General features: G+C 63.8%; 17 protein-coding genes. 11 read left to right on the top strand and 6 right to left on the bottom strand.

Features of this window, described 5'->3' with window-relative positions:
- Positions 1 to 447 precede the first annotated feature (447 nt).
- Positions 448 to 2094: a phospholipase D family protein gene (locus PAQ31011_RS22535; protein WP_150577936.1), complete on the top strand. Its 1647-nt coding sequence runs from the start codon at positions 448 to 450 to the stop codon at positions 2092 to 2094.
- Between the two features lie 4 nt (positions 2095 to 2098).
- Here the strand turns inward: PAQ31011_RS22535 and PAQ31011_RS22540 are convergent, their stop codons facing one another.
- The 4 genes from PAQ31011_RS22540 to PAQ31011_RS22555 form a co-directional block, all read right to left on the bottom strand.
- Complete coding sequence (locus PAQ31011_RS22540) at positions 2099 to 4624, bottom strand: TonB-dependent siderophore receptor (protein ID WP_150577937.1); 2526 nt, start codon at positions 4622 to 4624, stop codon at positions 2099 to 2101.
- 167 nt (positions 4625 to 4791) lie between these two features.
- Positions 4792 to 5802: a FecR domain-containing protein gene (locus tag PAQ31011_RS22545; RefSeq protein ID WP_150577938.1), complete on the bottom strand. Its 1011-nt coding sequence runs from the start codon at positions 5800 to 5802 to the stop codon at positions 4792 to 4794.
- Complete coding sequence (locus PAQ31011_RS22550; RefSeq protein ID WP_150577939.1) at positions 5799 to 6323, bottom strand: sigma-70 family RNA polymerase sigma factor; 525 nt, start codon at positions 6321 to 6323, stop codon at positions 5799 to 5801. Before PAQ31011_RS22550 ends, PAQ31011_RS22545 begins: the two co-directional genes overlap by 4 nt.
- 275 nt (positions 6324 to 6598) lie before the next feature.
- Complete coding sequence (locus PAQ31011_RS22555; protein ID WP_246179750.1) at positions 6599 to 7222, bottom strand: M24 family metallopeptidase; 624 nt, start codon at positions 7220 to 7222, stop codon at positions 6599 to 6601.
- A 360-nt stretch (positions 7223 to 7582) separates the two neighbouring features.
- Here PAQ31011_RS22555 and PAQ31011_RS22560 point away from each other — a divergent pair, with 360 nt between their 5' ends.
- The 10 genes from PAQ31011_RS22560 (at position 7583) to PAQ31011_RS22605 (ending at position 16615) form a co-directional block, all read left to right on the top strand.
- Positions 7583 to 8551 carry a GlxA family transcriptional regulator gene (locus PAQ31011_RS22560; RefSeq protein ID WP_150577941.1) on the top strand — a complete coding sequence of 323 codons (969 nt, stop codon included), beginning with the start codon at positions 7583 to 7585 and terminating at the stop codon, positions 8549 to 8551.
- 149 nt (positions 8552 to 8700) lie between these two features.
- Entirely contained in the window at positions 8701 to 9891 is a 1191-nt protein-coding gene (locus PAQ31011_RS22565; protein WP_150577942.1) for a hypothetical protein, read from the top strand.
- Between the two features lie 160 nt (positions 9892 to 10051).
- The gene (paaA, locus tag PAQ31011_RS22570) at positions 10052 to 11059 is read left to right on the top strand and encodes a 1,2-phenylacetyl-CoA epoxidase subunit PaaA (protein ID WP_039393800.1); all 1008 of its coding nucleotides are present in this window, start codon (positions 10052 to 10054) and stop codon (positions 11057 to 11059) included.
- Between the two features lie 58 nt (positions 11060 to 11117).
- Positions 11118 to 11414 carry a 1,2-phenylacetyl-CoA epoxidase subunit PaaB gene (paaB, locus tag PAQ31011_RS22575; protein WP_039393802.1) on the top strand — a complete coding sequence of 99 codons (297 nt, stop codon included), beginning with the start codon at positions 11118 to 11120 and terminating at the stop codon, positions 11412 to 11414.
- A 63-nt stretch (positions 11415 to 11477) separates the two neighbouring features.
- Entirely contained in the window at positions 11478 to 12281 is an 804-nt protein-coding gene (paaC, locus tag PAQ31011_RS22580; protein ID WP_150577943.1) for a 1,2-phenylacetyl-CoA epoxidase subunit PaaC, read from the top strand.
- Between the two features lie 16 nt (positions 12282 to 12297).
- On the top strand, positions 12298 to 12906 hold the full coding sequence (paaD, locus tag PAQ31011_RS22585; RefSeq protein WP_150577944.1) for a 1,2-phenylacetyl-CoA epoxidase subunit PaaD: 609 nt from the start codon (positions 12298 to 12300) through the stop codon (positions 12904 to 12906).
- Between the two features lie 55 nt (positions 12907 to 12961).
- The gene (paaE, locus tag PAQ31011_RS22590) at positions 12962 to 14050 is read left to right on the top strand and encodes a 1,2-phenylacetyl-CoA epoxidase subunit PaaE (RefSeq protein ID WP_150577945.1); all 1089 of its coding nucleotides are present in this window, start codon (positions 12962 to 12964) and stop codon (positions 14048 to 14050) included.
- 209 nt (positions 14051 to 14259) lie between these two features.
- The gene (locus PAQ31011_RS22595; protein ID WP_150577946.1) at positions 14260 to 15048 is read left to right on the top strand and encodes a DUF1835 domain-containing protein; all 789 of its coding nucleotides are present in this window, start codon (positions 14260 to 14262) and stop codon (positions 15046 to 15048) included.
- A gap of 9 nt (positions 15049 to 15057) precedes the next feature.
- Positions 15058 to 15714: a TetR/AcrR family transcriptional regulator gene (locus PAQ31011_RS22600; RefSeq protein WP_150577947.1), complete on the top strand. Its 657-nt coding sequence runs from the start codon at positions 15058 to 15060 to the stop codon at positions 15712 to 15714.
- Positions 15715 to 15958: 244 nt separating this feature from the next.
- Positions 15959 to 16615 (top strand): GNAT family N-acetyltransferase, encoded by a 657-nt coding sequence (locus PAQ31011_RS22605; protein WP_039393809.1) that lies wholly within the window; start codon positions 15959 to 15961, stop codon positions 16613 to 16615.
- A gap of 86 nt (positions 16616 to 16701) precedes the next feature.
- Here PAQ31011_RS22605 and PAQ31011_RS22610 read toward each other — a convergent pair whose 3' ends face one another.
- Both PAQ31011_RS22610 and PAQ31011_RS22615 read right to left on the bottom strand, forming a co-directional pair.
- Entirely contained in the window at positions 16702 to 17190 is a 489-nt protein-coding gene (locus PAQ31011_RS22610) for an Lrp/AsnC family transcriptional regulator (RefSeq protein WP_150577948.1), read from the bottom strand.
- Between the two features lie 242 nt (positions 17191 to 17432).
- Complete coding sequence (locus PAQ31011_RS22615) at positions 17433 to 17642, bottom strand: hypothetical protein (RefSeq protein ID WP_039393813.1); 210 nt, start codon at positions 17640 to 17642, stop codon at positions 17433 to 17435.
- Positions 17643 to 18015: the final 373 nt, after the last annotated feature.

Here is an 18015-nt window from a genome sequence, read left to right on the forward strand (position 1 = left end):
CTGCGTCGCTGCATCAGCAGCAGAGAAGTGAGATTATGTCGCAGCTTCTCGTCGTCGTCAACAGTTTTTTTCGCTTTTTTCGTTCGTCGCCGTAGCGACTCACAAGCTCCAAAACCACTAACCACCGGGCTTTCCAGCCCGTCGCTTCAACCGCTTCGCTGCTTTCGCTGCGTCGCTGTCGTTGCGAGAGACGGAATATTAGTGAAAACCCGGAACCCTGGCAAGCACTTTGTGAAAATAATTTGAAAAGGGCAAAAAAAGGCCCGCGTCGTGAGCGGGCCAAGATCCATGGGACAGGACACATGGAGGAGACGGGTCCACTGTATCCGGGCCACCCCGGACGACGCAACGAATGAAATCGCATATGCTTCCTGAAAGCTTCCCTATATGGAAAGGCGAAGCCCGCGTCGATGTCTCTCCCCCTATCTCTATATAAGAGCGTTTGAGATGCTCCCAGCGCGCGCCCTTCTGTCCTGCCTCGTCCAGCCGTTTCGCCGTTGGCGCATCGCGACGCTCATTCCACTCGCGATCCTGGCCGCAGCATGTACGTCGGTTCGTCCGCCGCCGGAACCGTCACAGTGGACGTCCCACACGCCGGCCGCTACACCGGGCGCATTGGCCACCGCCCTCGCTCCGGCAGTTCACACGCATCCGGGCCAATCCGGCTTCCAGTTGCTCGCGACGGGGTCTGCCGCCTTCACCACGCGTCTCGCGCTCGTTCAGTCCGCCCAGCATAGCCTCGATGTGCAGTACTACAGCGCGGGCGAGGACATCACCGGCCGTCTACTGCTCCAGTCGCTGCTCTACGCCGCCGACCGGGGCGTGCGGGTGCGCATGCTGGTCGACGATATCAACCGTCGCCACACCGATCCGGCCTTCGCCGCGCTGGACCAGCACCGCAACATCGAGATTCGGGTCTTCAATCCGTTCGGCACTCGCGACACCACGCTACTCGAACGGGCGGGCAACCTCCTCACTCAGTTCGACCAGCTCAACCGCCGCATGCATAACAAGGCGCTGATCGCGGACAACCAACTGGCGATCGTCGGCGGCCGCAATCTGGGAGACGAATATTTCGACGCCAATCCCGACCTCTCCTTCCGCGACTTCGACCTGTTGTGCGCCGGAACGGTAGTCGAAGCCATCTCCCGCAGCTTCGACCACTTCTGGACAAGCCCGCAGTCCTACCCGCTCAAACAGGTCCAGTCGAAGATCGACCAAGAGACGCTGGACGCCACACGCGACGCTCTCGCCCAACACTGGCACGACGCCGACAATGTCCCCGCCGGGCACGAAGCCCTGAACCAGCCGCCTCTCGCCGCCGGACTACGCGACGGCTCCGTTCCCCTCTTCTGGGCCCCCGCCGAACTCGCCGCCGACACGCCGGACAAACTCGACGCCCCCGCCACCGAAACCCAGAGCGCCCCGGGCGACAAACTCCGTCAACTGGCCGCGAAGGCACAAAGCGAGGTGCTGATCATCTCGCCCTACTTCGTGCCACTGAATGGTGGCGTCCGGTTCCTGTCGACGCTGACGCAGCGCGGCGTCAAAGTCCGCGTGCTGACGAACTCGCTGGCGGCGACGGACGTGGTCCCCGTCCACGCGGGATACGCGCGCTACCGTCCGGCGCTGCTGCAAGCGGGCATCGAGCTGTACGAATTCAAGCCGATCCGTTCCGGCGACGGCGAGCGCCCCACGCGCCGCGTCACCTTCGGCGGGTCGTCGAAGGCGAGTCTGCACGGCAAGGCGTACGTGATCGACCGGCGCGACGTCGTCCTCGGCTCCTTCAACCTCGACCCTCGCTCGGTACGTCTGAATACCGAACTGGCGATCGTCATCCACAGCCCCGAGTTCGCCGAGCGCATGGCGCGCATCTTTGACCGTGCGACGTCGCCGCGCAGCAGCTTCCGCGTCGAACTCGCGCCGCCGGGCACAGCGCCGCCCACACCGACGCCACCGACGATGCCCGCGCTTCGCTGGGTCGGCGAGGAGAACGGTCAACCGCGCATCTTCGATGTCGAGCCGTACGCGAGCTTCGGCCGCAACGCCGTCGCGGGCGCATTCACGCTGCTTCCCAGCGACGACTTGCTCTGATTCATCAGAACTCGAACGTCGCCGACAACGTCGCGGAGCGCGCGTCACCGATGGCCACGACCGTCTGACTCACGCTCGAGGGGTAATACGTCTTGTTGAACACGTTCTTCACGTTGAGCTGATAGTGGACGGGATGTCGCCCGATCTTCGTGTCGTACGTCGCGAACACATCGGCGACGAAGTACGCCGGCAGCGTAAAGCTGTTCGCCGAATCGCCCGGACGCGACCCGATGTACCGTCCCACTGCCCCGAGGCGCAGATTGCCACTCCCATCGCCCAGCACCGGGCCCCAGTCGTACACCCCCGCCAGCGACGCCGTATGTCGAGCCGCATTGACCAGCGTGTTGCCGGTGTACATCGGATCGTCGGTGATCTTCGCGTCGATGAACGCATAACTCGCAATCACGTTCCAGCGCTGCCCGATGCGCCCCGACACATCCAGCTCGACGCCCCGCGAGCGTGCCGCTCCGGACGTCCGCCAGTCCAGCGTACTGCTCCCGGGCACCGCCTGCGACACCAGTACATTGCGCTTGTCGATGTTGAACACCGCGAGGTTGCCGCTCAGCCCGTTCGGCATGTCGAGCTTCGCCCCGACCTCATAGGACTTCGCGTGTTCGGGCGCGACGTTCGAGTCGATGACAACGCCCGTCGACAACGGCGCAATGGTGGACGTCGGCTTGAGCGACTCGGAATAGCTGCCATAGAACGATAGATAATCCCGTGCCTTATAGACGACACCCGCGCGCGGCAGCCACTTCGAGTCGCTGATGTTCGTGTTCTCCTTGAACGGTCGCCCCTTGCCCGCGATCTGGCTGTACGTCAGCAAGCGCACGCCGCCAACGACAATCCAGCGATCCGTCAGATGGATGGCGTCCTGGAAGAACAGCGACGCATCGTGCAGCGTATCGGTCTGATCGCTATCGGCGGCGGACACGGTGGAAGGGATCACCTCGCAGCCGTAAACCGGATTCAGATAGGAGAACGTGCACTTCGCGGCCTGACGCAGCAGATCGCGCCGATAGATGCGCCGATACTCCCAGTCGCCGCCGAATTGCAGGTCGTGTCGCATGCCGGCGAGCATCACCTTGCCGTCGAGATATGCCGTACCGAAGCTGTCGGTGCTGTCCGAGCCGAGCGTACCGTCGTTACTGCGCGAGACGATCCCGGTCGTCGAATTTACGCCCGTAATGCGCAACTGCCCCGCATCGTACGTCTCGGTGTTGTAGCTGTAGCCGAAGTGCGCCTTCCAGTCCGGATTGAACTGATGGTCGACGGTGATCTGCGCCAGATGCGACTGCCCGGCCATTTCGTTGTGGACGTCGTCCAGACGCTCCCGTGCCGAAATCGCCAGCGGCCGGTTCGTCTTCGGGTCCAGCGCCGTGCCACGGTCGAACGGCGTCAGAAAGTTGCGGTACTCGTAGGAGGCGACGACCTGCGTATCGCGTCCGTAATAGGCGAGCGTCGGCGCGACGAGCGTCTCGCGCTGCGAACCGAAGACGCGCCAGTACTGCTGATTGTTCTGATCGACGACCAGCCGATAGGCCAGCCCGGAATCGCCGATCGGCCCGGTCGTATCGAGCGTCTCTTCGACACCGTTCTTACCGTGCCCATACGTCGTGCCCGCCACGCTCACTGCGGTGTACGGCTTAAGCAGAGGACGCTTGCTCACCACATTGATCACGCCACCGGGGTCCATGATCCCGTAGAGCAGCGACGTCGGCCCCTTGAGCACTTCGACCGAATCCGCGTTCGCGTTCAGCCCGCGCCCCTGCACGAGCGGCATGCCGTTGTGCATGATCGAGCCGTCGCGATTGCCACCGAAGCCGCGCTTGAGCAGCGTGTCCTGCGTACTCGCCAGCGTATTGCCCTGCACGATGCCGCTGACATTGATCAGCGCGTCGTCGAGCGTACGGGCGCGCTGGTCGGCGAGCACCTGACGCGGCACCACGTTGATGGCCTGGGGGATGTCGAGGATCGGGGTGTCCGAGCGCGTAACGTTCGCGTCCACCGGCAGGCGGTAGGCATCGGACCACGCCTGCCCTTGCACGTGCGTCGTCGGCAGTGCGACGTCTCCCGATCCGCCGCCAGCGGCCAGCGTCGCGGCCGCCGGGGCCGCCTGAGGGACGAGCGTGTAACCGGTGCCCTGTGGCGACGCCGTCAGTCCGGTGCCCGCGAGCATCTGACCGAACGCGCCCGGCACATCGAAGCGGCCTTGCACGCCGGGGCTCTGACGCCCGGCCGTCAGCGCAGGTGTGTACGTCAGCAAGATGCCCGCTTCGCGTCCGAAACGGGTCAGTACGGCGTCGAGCGAGCCTGCCGGAATGTCGTAGGCCCGCGCGGCGGCGGCGACCTTGGCCGTCGCGGGTGTCGGTTCGAACGTCTGCGCCTGGGCAACGCCCGCGCCAAACGTGGAAGCGAACGACGCAAACGTCAGCGCGACGCCAGCGCAGACGCGGCGTCGATGCAATCCGGTGGCGGTGCACGACGGGACGCGCGATAGTTCAGCGAAATCAGGTGAAGCGACGGCCATGATGTGAGGTCTCGTTGAAGCAATAGAGAGAAGGTTTCACTTCCCTTGTCACGCGAGACCGGCAAATCAGCTCACTGACCGTAAAGAAATTTGGAAAAAATGTTGGGACGTCCGTCGACAGGCAATCGAAGGGGGTGTCGCGTGTCACCGGGACATCCCCCGGCGTCTCACCCGCGCGGCCCGACCATCACCCAATACCGCGTGACGGACGACACCGATACGGGTAACGCGTGTGGCAGCACGCCGAGAATGGCGTCGATGTCGGCCAGCGGATACGTACCGGAGACGCGCAGCGATGCCACCGCCGGATCGCACCGCAGATAGCCGCGCCGATAGCGCGACAGCTCGGCGAGGAAGGTGTCGAGACGCATGTCGACGGCGACGAGCATGCCGTCGGCCCACGCGCCATCGCCGTTCACCAGCGGGAGGACCGCCCCGACGCCGCGTGCGCTGATCGTCGCCTGCTCGCCTGCGTGGACGATACGAACGCTCGACGTGTCAGTTTCGGGTGCGCCTCGCGGTGTCACGCGTACCGCGCCTTCGAACACTTGGACGGAGGCGTCGCGGCTTCTTTCGCTCTGACCATCGGTCTGACGCACGACGAAACGCGTGCCCAGCGGCTGGAGCGTGCCGTGCGCTGTGGCGACGATCAACGGCCGTGGCGGCACGTGCGCCACGTCCTTGCCGGTCGTCACCATGATTTCGCCTTCGACGAGCCCGATGCGTCGCACGTCGCGGTCCATCGACAAGTGCACGGCACTGCGGGTATTGAGGACGAGCGTGGTGCCATCGGCCAGACGCAACGTGCGTCGCTCGCCCGCCCCGGTGCGCGCGTCGGCGCGCAGCCATTGCACCGCCATCGGATCGCTGGCGACCCACGCGCCGGTGCCGACGAAGAGCGCGCCGACGATGGCCTTCACGGCCATGCGGCGTCCGCGCGAACGAGGCGCGCGCAGCGCCGCCTGCGCCACGGCCGCCCCCAACGTGCCCGACACATGACGCATACGCCGGTCGGCGCCTTCGATGTGCAGCCACGCGCGCTCGTGCTCCGGATTCGCCGCCCGCCAGCGTGCGCATGCCGCGCGCAGCGTCTCGGTGGCGTCGCCGCTTTGTAGCGTCACCCACCACTCGACGGCCTTTTCGGCGATGGCCGCATCGAACGTCGTTGCCCGCGTCATGCCGTCCCCATCGCAAAGAAACACTGCGTGCCCGCACGCACGAGGTGACGTTTCACCGTCGCCAGGGAAATGCCGAGTTCGGCCGCGATTTCGGGATGCGTGAGGCCGTCCAGTTGCGCCAGCAGGAATGCCCGTTTGACGAGGGGTGGCAGACCGTCGAGACAGCGGTCGATTTCGAGCAGCGTCTCCAGCACGATGGCGCGCTCTTCGGGAGACGGGGCAAGGGCTTCAGGCTGTTGGGCCAGGGCGTCGAGATAAGCGCGTTCGATCTGCTCGCGTCGCCAGTAGTTATAGAGGACGCGCTGCGCGACGGTCGTCAGGAAAGCGCGCGGCGAAGCCAGCAGGCGTGGCGGATCGCGCTCCAGCAGACGGACGAAAGTGTCATGCGCGAGGTCGGCCGCGCGATGCGAGCAGCCGGTCTTGCGATGCAGCCAGCCATGAAGCCAGCCGTGATGATCGTTGTAGAGTCCCTGCAGCGTGTTCAGCGAAGTGTCGCGCTGCAGCGTGTCGTCGGCGGGCATACGCCCCTCCTGTCCCCGGGCCAGGTGTGGCCGTAAGGCTCAGGCACCGTTTTGCAAATGAGAATCGTTCGCAGTATAGCAAACAACTCCCGCAGACAACGGAGTGCCTTTTTGCTGTCGCCGCGGTGCGTGGCGCCTATGCGACACCACGATCGCGCGACCGGGTGTGCGCGGGCGACGACCTGCCGACGAGAGACGGAGGGCTCGTGGACGACGATGACCTGCGACGTTGTCCGGCCCTTCCGTCCATGACCCACGCAATCTCTGCAACACGCTTAGTAATAGGCGTCCTCAAGCAGCATGTCTTCGAAGAACGCACCGAAGCGTTGCTGCGGATCGCGCAGGTGAATTTCCAGAATCCAGCGCATGGCGGACGGCGTCGTCTCGAAGTCGGCCAGCGAGCCGGTGTGGATCGCGGCGTGAGGGAAGTCCGAGACACGGTGGCCGGGCAGATCGAAGTTCAGCGTCCAGCCCATGCGACGGGCGACTTCGTCGGCGTAGGCATAGAGCGCCTGTCCGGTCGAACCTTCGCGCTGCCACTTCTGGCGGACGTCGTGAAACAGCGTCTCGGCGTCGCGGGCGCAGCGTTCGAATTCGTCATGCTGGCCGACGACGAAGCTCGCACCGCCGTCACCTTCCCAAGCTTCGAAGCGCGGCGCGATGTCGATGAAGAAGATGTCGTTCTCGCCGAGCACAATGCCCGGCTCGGACGGCTGGCGCATCGGCTTGAGCGTGTTTTTGCCGAAGCGAACGCGCGTCGGGTGCCAGCTCAGTTCGAGACCGGCAGACGTCAGCACGCCCTTGGCCATCGTGACGGCGTCTTCCTCGACCATGCCGGGGCGCACGTTCGCTGCGATATCGCGAATTGCGGCGCGGGTCTTGTTGCGCGCGGCGAGCATGCCGTCGACGGAGAACGCCGGGCCGACGCGCTCGGCGAGCGAGGCTTCGTCGGGATAACGGACGGCGGGGATGGCAGGGGCGGCGGAAGTCACTTGATTCGACATCGAATACCTCTCGGTGGATGCGGTTGTTCTGGGGGCATGCGACGGGGTTTTCCGTCGCTGAGAGGATTGTCGAAGCGCCACCGCACCACGCCGGCCAACGCGAGCGGGTCGATCGGGCCAACCAGCGGCATCTTCGCGCCAGCGTCCGGCCGATAGCTTGCCGATGGGTCGCTTTCTGCCAAAATGGGTCGCATCAACGCCAGTGCTTTCCGGTCCCGTTGCCCCCAAACCTGAGTCGCCTTGCGCAGAATCGCCATGATCCGTAACGTCGCCCTGCTGGTCTTCCCCGGTGTGCAATCGCTCGATGTGAGCGGGCCACTGGATGTCTTCGCCGAAGCCAATCGCTTCCTGCTACCCGGCGATCAGTACCAGACGGAGGTCATCGGCACGCAGCACGGGGCCATTGCGTGCTCGAACGGGATGGCGTTGCTGCCGCGTCGGCACTATCAGGACGTGGGCGGTCACGTCGATCTGCTGCTGGTGGCGGGGGGTCCGTCGCTACTGACGGACGATCTTGGGCCGAACGTCTATCGCTGGCTGAACGACATGGTCCCGCGCGCACGACGCTACGGCTCGATATGCAACGGCGCGCTGATTCTGGCGGCGGCGGGTTTGCTCGACGGTAAGCGCGTGACCACGCACTGGAACGATGTCGACGTGCTGGCCGAGCGTGCGCCCGGCGCGAACATCGAAGTCGACCGGCTGTTCATTCAGGACGGAAGCTTGTACACGTCGGCAGGCGTGACGGCCGGGATCGATCTGTCGTTGCATCTGCTGGCGCAGGATCACGGGCAGGAGGTGGCGCTGAACGTGGCGAAGCGGCTGGTGGTCTTCACGCAGCGCGCAGGCGGGCAGTCGCAGTTCAGTCCGTACCTGACGCCCTACGCCGAGCCGAACTCCCCCGTCGCACAGGTTCAGCATTACGTGCTGGAGCATCTGGCCGAACCGTTGTCGGTCGGCGATCTGGCGGCGGTAGCAAAGATGAGCGTGCGCAACTTCTCCCGCGTGTTTGCCCGTGACGCAGGCGTGACGCCCGCCGACTTCGTGAGCGCCGCCCGTGTCGACGCCGCGCGCGTAATGCTGGAGAACGGCAACGCGCCGCTCAAGACGGTGGCATGGGAGTGCGGCTTCGGCGATCCGCACAACATGCGCAAGGTGTTTCAGCGACGTTTCGGCGTATCGCCTCAGCAGTATCGCGAGAACTTCGGGCAACCGCAGGGGTGAGATGGTGCAAGATGGCTCGAGCGCGCGGGTATGGCGAGGCAGGGGGAAGTTTTGAATTGCGACGCAATCGCCCATAAGATCATGGGTCCCGGTCGCTATGCGCGATCGACCGTCCTGTCAGTTCAACAACGCCAACGGACCGCACCGCAATGCCACTGCCCGACGACCTGCGCGATTACACGAATCTCACGCACGCAAACGCGTGGCGCCGACATACAGGGAAGCCCAAAAACGGTCCGGATGAACCCGCTTACGTGAGTTCGCTGCTGTTGGGCGAGACATTCCGCGGGCTACGAGCCACCATCAGGAGTTACGCAACACCGGGCACCCTGACGCAGGTCCGCGGCATCTTTACCCACCAGACACCGAAAGTGAAGCTCGCGACGGGCGGACAATCGGTCGAAATGGGCGATCTGATGTTCGTGCATCGGCACTTTTCTCCCCATCTGCGGCAGGCCACGTTTGGCCGGGCATTGCTGCTTCAGGCGAAACGCACACTCACGCCGAAGACCGGCTCGCTTGCCTCGAAAACGCAGCCGATCCAATTTCGGTTGTACCGCGACTGGCCGTTGTTCGAAGGCGTCACCCGGATCCCTCAAGCGCCGATCGGTGCCACCGCCTGGGATTTCCATCTGAGCGGTGTCACCCCGGCCTCGCCGCCCCAAGCCGGCTCGGCCTATATGACGATCTTCCCTGAACAGGCATACACGATAGCCGCCGCCGTGCCTCAGTGGATGGCACCGCTTCAGGCCGGTGTCGCAAGGTCTCGGTTGAAGTCGAAGGGCTACCCACAGGACTGCACGTGGGCGGTCGGCGCAAGCCCGGCCCACGGAACGCACCCTCGCGCAGGTGTCAGTTGCCCCACCGACTTTGGCACGGCACTTACGGATTTTCTGAGCGGCAAGATCGGGCGCCCTTTCGTACCCGGTGCCATGACTGCCACCGATCACTGGTCCTATTTCGTCAACCAGATGCTGCTCGAATCGGGCCGGGCGAACGGCAACTATCGATACACCGCGACAAACCAGAATGTCACCAGCGCCCCACGCGGTCGCAACATTGGGTTCATGGCATGGGAAAACGTGCTCGAGCACAGTATCGCCAACGACCAGGAGGCCTGGCGTGAAGGGCTTGGTGATGGTGGCAGCCCGCCTTTTGAATTTTCTCGCAGCGTGCTTGCCATCATGGATAGGCTGGCGCGCGATCGGCGCGCCGAGGGTGGTCCTCCGGACGAGACGCCAGAGACTGTCTTCGTGCCCTCCGGCGGCCACGTCCCGCTTTTACTCGTGACGACCATCGGCAATGACTGCGAGCCATTCAACGTGGGCGAACGCGGGTAGGCGCATTTCCCTATCAGGCGGCGGCCTCCCCTGACGTCGCCAACCGCATCGCGAATCGCCCCAATCACCTCCCCGGCCTAATGGAAAACATTTATTGACCGACCGGCCGGTCGGTTTATAATGCGTTCCATATCCCCACATGCCGCGGAGGCCTTCCTCTATGTATACGCAAGCCATCGATCTGGCCGGCAACAGCCCCAAGGGCGTGCAAGCCCTGAGCGAGGCCGAGCAGGCGCAGCAAGCTCGCTTCGACGCACGCGTTGCCGCCGACCAGAAGATCGAGCCGCAGGACTACATGCCGGCCGAGTATCGCAAGACGCTCGTTCGCCAGATCTCGCAGCACGCGCACTCGGAAGTCGTCGGCATGCTGCCGGAAGGCAACTGGATTTCGCGCGCGCCCAGCCTCAAACGCAAAGCCATCCTGCTCGCCAAAGTGCAGGACGAAGCCGGTCACGGTCTCTATCTCTATTCCGCCGCCGAAACGCTCGGCACCTCGCGTGACCAGATGATCGACGCCCTGCACTCGGGCAAGGCCAAGTACTCCAGCATCTTCAATTACCCGACCCTCACGTGGGCCGACGTCGGTGTGATCGGCTGGCTGGTCGACGGCGCCGCCATCATGAACCAGGTGCCCCTGTGCCGCTGCTCGTACGGCCCGTACGCGCGCGCCATGATCCGCGTCTGTAAGGAAGAGTCGTTCCACCAGCGTCAGGGCTTCGACGCCCTGCTCGCGATGATGAGCGGCACGCAATCCCAGCGCGACATGGTGCAGGAAGCGGTGAACCGCTGGTGGTGGCCGGTGCTGATGATGTTCGGCCCGAGCGACAAGGAATCCATCCACAGCACCCAGACCATGAAGTGGGGCATCAAGCGCATCTCGAACGACGACCTGCGCCAGAAGTTCGTCGATGCCGCCATCGAACAGGCCAAGGTGCTCGGCGTGACCTTCCCCGACCCGGATCTGAAGTGGAACGAAGCCCGCAAGGCGCACGACTACGGCGAGATCGACTGGAGCGAATTCTGGCGCGTGGTCGGCGGTGACGGCCCGTGCAACAAGGAACGTGTCGGCACCCGCGTGGCCGCCCACGAGAAAGGTGCCTGGGTGCGCGATGCCGCCCTCGCCCACGCCGCGAAACAGCGCCAGCGCGCCGAGAAGCAAGCGGCATAAGCAGGCTGCATAAGCGGTTGCAAGAGCGCGCCGCCCTCACAAGACATCAGGAACGATCATGACGCAAGCAAGCAACAAGGAATGGCCCCTCTGGGAAGTGTTCGTGCGCAGCAAGATGGGCCTCGAACACAAGCACAGCGGCAGCCTGCACGCCGCCGACGCCGAGATGGCGCTGCGCATGGCGCGCGACGTCTACACACGCCGTCAGGAAGGCGTGAGCATCTGGGTCGTGCCGTCGGTCGCCATCACGGCCTCGGCACCGGAAGACAAGGCCGAGCTGTTCGATCCGGCCGCCGACAAGATCTACCGTCACCCGACCTTCTACCAGCTGCCGGAAGAAGTGAACCACATGTAAGCGGCCGCGCGCCGACGTGACGAAGCTCACGTCAATGGCGCGCCCCAAGCGAGACCCCAGAACATGAAACCGACGCAGGAACACCTGTCCTATCTGCTGCGCCTCGCCGACAACGCGCTGATCCTCGGTCAGCGCAACGCGGAATGGTGTGGTCACGGCCCCGTGCTGGAAGAAGACATCGCGCTCACCAACCTGAGCCTCGATCTCATCGGCCAGGCACGCATGCTGTATCAGCACGCCGCCCAGCTCGAAACCGAACTCACCGGCCTGGCCAAGCAGGAGGACGACTACGCCTTCTGGCGCGACGAATTCGCCTTCCGTAACTGGACACTTGTCGAGCTGCCCCACTACGGCCCGACCGCCGGCACCACAGCCGCCGAGCGCGATTACGCTGTCACCATCGTGCGCAACTTCCTCTACTCGGCCCTGATGGTCGAAGTGTGGCAAGCACTCGCGCAGTCGACCGACGAAACGCTCGCCGCCATCGCCGCCAAGTCGGTCAAAGAAGCGCACTACCACCTGCACCACGCGCGCGACTGGCTCGTGCGCTTTGGCGACGGCACGGAAGAATCGCATCGCCGCGCGCAGGCCGCGCTCGACTATCTCGTGCCGTACATGAACGAGATCTTCAAGCGCGACACGCTCGAAGACACGGTCGCCGCCGCCGGTACCGGCGTGACGATGGCCGACCTGAAGGACGCATGGCAAGCCATCGTGAACGACGCCCTCGCGCAAGCCACGCTCACCGCGCCGGTCGGCGGTGCGTTCGAGAGCACGGGCAAGTTCGGGCATCACTCCGAGCACATGAGCTATCTGCTCGGCGAGATGCAGGGTCTGGCCCGTCAGCACCCCGGCGCCACCTGGTAAGCCACGCGCGCACATCATGCCTACGACGAACCTGTTTGCCGACGCGATGACGAATCTGCCGCTCACCCCTCCCGTTGCGCCCGACGTACTCACGCCGGCCTCGGAGGCGTCGCTGCCGCTCGCCTGGCAAACGCTCGAAGCCGTGCCCGATCCGGAGATTCCGGTCGTGTCGATTCGGGAGCTCGGCATTCTGCGCGATGTGCGCGTCGTGACGAACGACGAAGGCCGCGCGGCGTTCGAGATCGTGATTACGCCTACGTACTCGGGCTGCCCGGCGATGCAGCAGATCGCCGAGGACATCGCCGCGGCCATGACGCGTGCGGGCCTCGGCCCGTGGCACGTCAAGACCGTGCTCGCGCCCGCGTGGACAACGGACTGGATCAGCCCGGAAGCGCGCGAAAAGCTGCGCGGCTACGGCATTGCGCCGCCCACGGGCGCGCACGCCGTGTCGGCCGACGCGCCGCGCAAGATCACGTTCTACGGCCGTCCGAAAGACGGCGTGCCGTGCCCGCACTGCGGCTCGACGCATACCGAAGTCGTCTCCGCCTTCGGCTCGACCGCCTGCAAAGCACATTACCGTTGCCGCACGTGCCAAGAGCCGTTCGACTACTTCAAGCCATATTGATTGGCCAGATTAACCTCGCGTTTGACCCCGCGTTGACGCATTTGGGAAGCTAACGATGACGACCCCGCAATTCCATTCGCTGACGATTCGCGAAATCCGGCCCGAGACCGCCGACGCCATCTCCATCGCCTTCACGGTGCCGGACACGCTGCGCGACGCCTATCGCTTCACGCAAGGCCAGTTCCTCACGCTCAAGACTGAGATCGACGGTGAAGAAGCCCGTCGCTCCTACTCGATCTGCGTGGGCGTGCCCGAATACGAAGCCACCGGCGAACTGCGCGTGGGCATCAAGCGCGTGCCAGGCGGCAAGTTCTCGAACTTCGCGAACGATCAGCTCAAGCCGGGACAGCAACTCGACGTGATGACGCCGGACGGCCGTTTCTTCACGCGTCTGTCGGAAACGAACGCCAAGCACTACGTCGGCTTCGCCGGTGGTTCGGGCATCACGCCGATGCTCGCGCTCATCAAGACCACGCTCGCCACGGAGCCGGACAGCCAGTTCACGCTCGTCTACGGCAACCGTTCGGTACCCGCGATCATGTTCGCGGAAGCGCTCGAAGACCTGAAGAACACGTATCTGGGTCGTCTGCGTCTGTATCACGTGCTGTCGGACGAAGCGCAGGAAGTCGAGCTGTTCAACGGTCTGCTCAATCAGGACAAATGCAGCGCGTTCCTGGAGACGCTGATTCCGGCCGCGAGCATCGACGAAGCTTTCATCTGCGGCCCCGGCCCGATGATGGACGCCGCCGAAGCGGCGCTTGCCGCCGCCGGTGTCGCCAAGGAAAAGATCCACGTCGAGCGCTTCGGTGTGCCGTCGCCGCAAGCCGGTGTGAAGCCGGTCGTCATCACCGACGACACGCCGATGGCCGAACTGGTCGTCGTCATGGACGGCAAGGAGCGTCGTCTGCGTCAGCCGTATGAAGGTCAGAGCATTCTGGACACCGGTCTCGCCGCTGGCCTGTCGCTGCCGTACGCCTGCAAGGGCGGCGTGTGCTGCACGTGCCGCGCCAAGGTGCTCGAAGGCGAAGTCGCCATGGAAAAGAACTACACGCTCGAAGACTACGAAGTCGAGCAGGGCTTCGTGCTGACGTGTCAGGCGCGTCCGCTCACGGAGCGCGTGGTGGTCAGCTACGACGAGCGTTGATCGAAGCAGGCGTCGACCGACGCAAGGCCGCGATGTCCCAAATGTCACCGGGATCGCGGTTTCGCCAGATCGAACGCCTGTTTGCCGCCGCGTGCGAACACGACGGCAACGCGAGCGAAACGCGCGTGAAATCCCGCCAATGCGTCGATTATTCCGGGCATTACGGGAGCGTCAACCCGAGGTAGCGGGAATACCGTAAACTACCGGGCATGAATACCATCCATGTCGTCTGTGGCGATATCGCCGCGCAGCAATTGCGTGCGGCGATGGCGCAAGCGCAACGCGCCGACCCTGTCCTGGTTCTGCGCGACGATCTGGCCATCGGCCCGTTGCGTGAGATCGACGAAAACGAACGCCAGCGTGCCGCCTTCTGGCAGCGCGTCGTCCCGTCGGCCGGCCGCGACTATGCCGGTGAGCTGCGCGAGGAACTGGCGTCGCTGCAACGCCTCGTCGAAGGCGACAACGCGGTGGTGTGCTGGCATGGCGACAGCGCGTCCGACCAGTTGACGTTGCGCCGCGTGGCCTTCATGCTGCGCGGCACGCCGGCCCGCCTGAACGAGATCCTGCTGCGAGGCAGCGACCTGACGGGTGCGGTGAACGGGAGCGACGCGAACCGCCGCACCAGCGTCGGCATGTATGCCCCGGAGGTGCTGGCCGAGCGCTTCGTGCGCATTGCCCCGATTTCGCTCCTGCGCATTGGCCGTCTGTCGCTGGAATGGCGGGCGCTCAAGCAAGTGAATACGCAGGTCCGTCGCTGGGTGCACAACACGTTCGAAGGCGCGACGTTCGCCGAGATCGACGATCAGATTCTGACCCGCGCCCCGGTGGCCTGGACACCGATGGCGGCATTTCTCGGCGAAATGATGCCGCGCGTCGAAGGTTTTTTCGCCACCGACAGTTTTCTTTTGTGGCGCTGCCGCGAACTCGGTGCGGCAGGCCGACTCGCGTTACGCGGCGACACCACGGCCGCCGCCGCGTGCGATTTACGACTGGAGTAACCCCCGTTTATGGCACGTACCAAAGCGCCCGATCACGAATCGCAGCGCGAACAGATTCTCGACGTCGCCGCCGACGCCTTTGCGCGCGCGAGCTATCCGAGCACGTCGATGTCCGAACTGGCCGCCGCCTGCGGCACGTCCAAGGCCCGGCTGTATCACTACTACGCCAGCAAGGACGCCATCCTCTTCGATCTGCTTGAGCGCTACACCAAGCGCCTGATGCTGATCGTCACGGAGGTCGAGGCACTCGGTCAGCGTCGCGGCCTGTCGGAGCGCGACACGTTCCACGAACTGATCCGCGCGTTCCTCGACGAGTACGAGACGTCGCAGACGCGTCACATCGCGCTGCTCAACGATGTGAAGTTCCTGAACGACGAGCAACGCGAGATCGTGCTCAACCGTCAGCGCGACGTGGTCGCTGCCTTTGCGCGCCAACTCACACGCGCCTTCCCCGACCGGGTCGCCAAGCACAACCAGACGGCGCTGACGATGATGCTGTTCGGCATGATCAACTGGACCTTCACGTGGCTCAAACCGGGCGGGCGCATGCGTTATCGCGACTTCGCCAACGAAGTCATCGCAGTGCTCGAACACGGCCTCGCAGCCCCGTTGCCTGACGGGATCGAAGCGGCGATTCCGGCACCGGCGATGCCTGTGAAGTCATAATGAAAGTTAGCGATCACTTACAAAACAAGGGCGAATAGTCGCCCTTTTTTGTTGCCGCGCAGCAACTCTTATAGAAGAGCCATCTGACGAGAAACCCAGAAAAGACGCCATTCTTCAGGGACTTAGACACTTCCCTCCACGGTCGGGACTTAATTTCCTAGGGTTTTTACCTAGCCCTTCGGGTATAATTCTTTTGCGTCGCACAATCAGGTGGACGCACTAAAGATTACCCAAGGATTACCCCATGACTGCCCCGAACCACACGCCCGACGTCGCACGCGCGACGGTTGCCGCCAACGAGCGGTCGAGCGTGCTGATTCGTGAGCTGACGTCCGGCGACATCCATCGACTCCAGCGCCACTTCCTGGCGCTCGGCGAAGAAGACCGCCTGCTGCGCTTCGGTCAGGCCGTCTCCGACGACATCATCACGCGCTACGTCGCCAGCCTCGATTTCTCCCGTGACAGCGTCTTTGGCGTCTATGACGACAATCTCGCGCTCGTCGCCGTGGCTCACGTCGCCCAATTGCCGGAAGGCAAGAACGGCCGTGTCGCAGAGTTCGGCGTCTCGGTGCTCGAATCGGCCCGTGGTCTGGGCATCGGCTCGCGTCTGTTCGAGCGCGCTGCGATCCATTGCCGCAACAAGCGCGTCGACACGCTGTACATGCACTGCCTCTCGCGCAACGCCCGCATGATGCGCATTGCGAAGAAGGCTGGTATGGAGATCAACTTCGCGTACGGCGAGGCAGACGGCTACCTGAGCCTGCCGCCGGCCGACACGCAGTCGATGCTCTCGGAAATGATGCAGGATCAGATCGCCGCATTCGATTACGCGCTCAAGCGTCAACTGCGCAACGCGCGCCGTCTGGTCGGCGCACTGCTGCCGAACCAACGCGCAGCCTGAACGCCAGCATGACGCTTCGGCGTCGCCCATAAAAAACCCGGCCTCGGCCGGGTTTTTTGTTTTCGTCAGCGCAATACGCGAACCGCTCAGGGCAGCGGCAGCGCCGTCGTCTCCTTCAACTGATCGAGCACGAAGCTGGTTTTGACGTCCACCACGCTCGGATGCACGAGCAGTTGCGTCTGCATGAAGCGCGAGAAATGCGCCATGTCGCGCACATGCACGCGCAGGAGATAATCCATGTCGCCCGCCATCGCGTAGCAGCCGACGACTTCCGGCCACGAATCGACAACGCTGCGGAAATGTTCGATCACCGAACCGCCCTCCCCGTCGCCGGGGTGACGCTTGTCGAGTCTCACGTTCACATAGGCCAACAGTCCGAGCCCAAGCCGTGTAGGCTCCAGCAAAGCGACGTAGCCGCGAATCACGCCCGCCTCTTCAAGGCGACGAATGCGACGCAGGCATGGGCTCGGCGAGAGCCGCACCTGCTCGGCGATTTCGAGATTGGAAAGACGCCCGTTGCTTTGCAGCAAGGCGAGAATCCGCCGGTCGATCTTGTCCAGTTCCAGCTTTGACATACCCCCTCCCTGTTTTTGGTATTTATGCGCAATATTATTGCGCATAAACCCACTTATCAGGAAGTTGGTATCAAAAATCGCCGGTTACGGAAGATTACAGCGGATGAGAATCGAGAAAACGGGCAAGAAAAAGGCGCTCGCCGCTGCCGGCTGCGCCCTGTGTCCGTCAATGACTGAGGGGTTTGAACGGATCGCCGACGTAGCCGTTCGGCGGTCGATTCGGGTGGATCGGGCCGATGGGATTATCGGCGCTGGAATTCTCGCGGGTCGATCGTGCGCTGGTCGAGCGGGCCTTCGTAACGCTGCGGCGTTTGGGTGGTGCGCTGCTGCGTGATGGGGGTAGGTTCGGCCGTCTTGTCGCGCGCCAGTTCATCGGCGCGGGCGACGCTCACTTCCAGGGTCAGGAACGAAGCGGAAACCAGCAGGAATTTGGCGATGTTTCGTTGATTCACAGTGACTCCTTCTTACGTGTCGCTTTGTTGTTGCTGCGTGCTTTCGCAGCACGCTATGAATGTGCCCGAGGTGACGATAATGGTTTTGTCACGCATCGGGTAACGCATTAGTGAGCATTCTGCCCGCTCCGTTCCCGTTCGCCCCGCACCGTTACACGTTGTTACCCCCGTGTCAGAAGGCACCGACAAGCGTACGGTTGCCGACATAATCGCGACACAATGCCGCCATTTTGGGGAGAATTCCTAAAGCAGGGAAGCGGCTCAATGCCGCACCTGTCGCTTATATGGGGGGTGTCCCCGCAGAAGACCAGACAGGGTTTACGCCAGCCGTCTTACGTTTACGTAAACGTCATAATCCTCGTTATACTGCCGT

The organism is Pandoraea aquatica (genome assembly GCF_902459565.1).
GTDB classification, from domain to species: Bacteria; Pseudomonadota; Gammaproteobacteria; order Burkholderiales; family Burkholderiaceae; genus Pandoraea; species Pandoraea aquatica.

What these genes read in the sequence shown, in the direction of transcription:
- paaB (WP_039393802.1), top strand. Translation starts at nt 11,118, where the DNA reads ATGACGCAAGCAAGCAACAAGGAATGGCCCCTCTGGGAAGTGTTCGTG.
- paaD (WP_150577944.1), top strand. Translation starts at nt 12,298, where the DNA reads ATGCCTACGACGAACCTGTTTGCCGACGCGATGACGAATCTGCCGCTC.
- PAQ31011_RS22540 (WP_150577937.1), bottom strand. Translation starts at nt 4,624, where the DNA reads ATGGCCGTCGCTTCACCTGATTTCGCTGAACTATCGCGCGTCCCGTCG.
- PAQ31011_RS22535 (WP_150577936.1), top strand. Translation starts at nt 448, where the DNA reads ATGCTCCCAGCGCGCGCCCTTCTGTCCTGCCTCGTCCAGCCGTTTCGC.
- PAQ31011_RS22605 (WP_039393809.1), top strand. Translation starts at nt 15,959, where the DNA reads ATGACTGCCCCGAACCACACGCCCGACGTCGCACGCGCGACGGTTGCC.
- paaE (WP_150577945.1), top strand. Translation starts at nt 12,962, where the DNA reads ATGACGACCCCGCAATTCCATTCGCTGACGATTCGCGAAATCCGGCCC.
- PAQ31011_RS22555 (WP_246179750.1), bottom strand. Translation starts at nt 7,222, where the DNA reads ATGCTCGCCGCGCGCAACAAGACCCGCGCCGCAATTCGCGATATCGCA.
- PAQ31011_RS22565 (WP_150577942.1), top strand. Translation starts at nt 8,701, where the DNA reads ATGCCACTGCCCGACGACCTGCGCGATTACACGAATCTCACGCACGCA.
- PAQ31011_RS22545 (WP_150577938.1), bottom strand. Translation starts at nt 5,802, where the DNA reads ATGACGCGGGCAACGACGTTCGATGCGGCCATCGCCGAAAAGGCCGTC.
- PAQ31011_RS22610 (WP_150577948.1), bottom strand. Translation starts at nt 17,190, where the DNA reads ATGTCAAAGCTGGAACTGGACAAGATCGACCGGCGGATTCTCGCCTTG.
- PAQ31011_RS22560 (WP_150577941.1), top strand. Translation starts at nt 7,583, where the DNA reads ATGATCCGTAACGTCGCCCTGCTGGTCTTCCCCGGTGTGCAATCGCTC.
- PAQ31011_RS22550 (WP_150577939.1), bottom strand. Translation starts at nt 6,323, where the DNA reads ATGCCCGCCGACGACACGCTGCAGCGCGACACTTCGCTGAACACGCTG.
- paaA (WP_039393800.1), top strand. Translation starts at nt 10,052, where the DNA reads ATGTATACGCAAGCCATCGATCTGGCCGGCAACAGCCCCAAGGGCGTG.
- PAQ31011_RS22600 (WP_150577947.1), top strand. Translation starts at nt 15,058, where the DNA reads ATGGCACGTACCAAAGCGCCCGATCACGAATCGCAGCGCGAACAGATT.
- PAQ31011_RS22595 (WP_150577946.1), top strand. Translation starts at nt 14,260, where the DNA reads ATGAATACCATCCATGTCGTCTGTGGCGATATCGCCGCGCAGCAATTG.
- paaC (WP_150577943.1), top strand. Translation starts at nt 11,478, where the DNA reads ATGAAACCGACGCAGGAACACCTGTCCTATCTGCTGCGCCTCGCCGAC.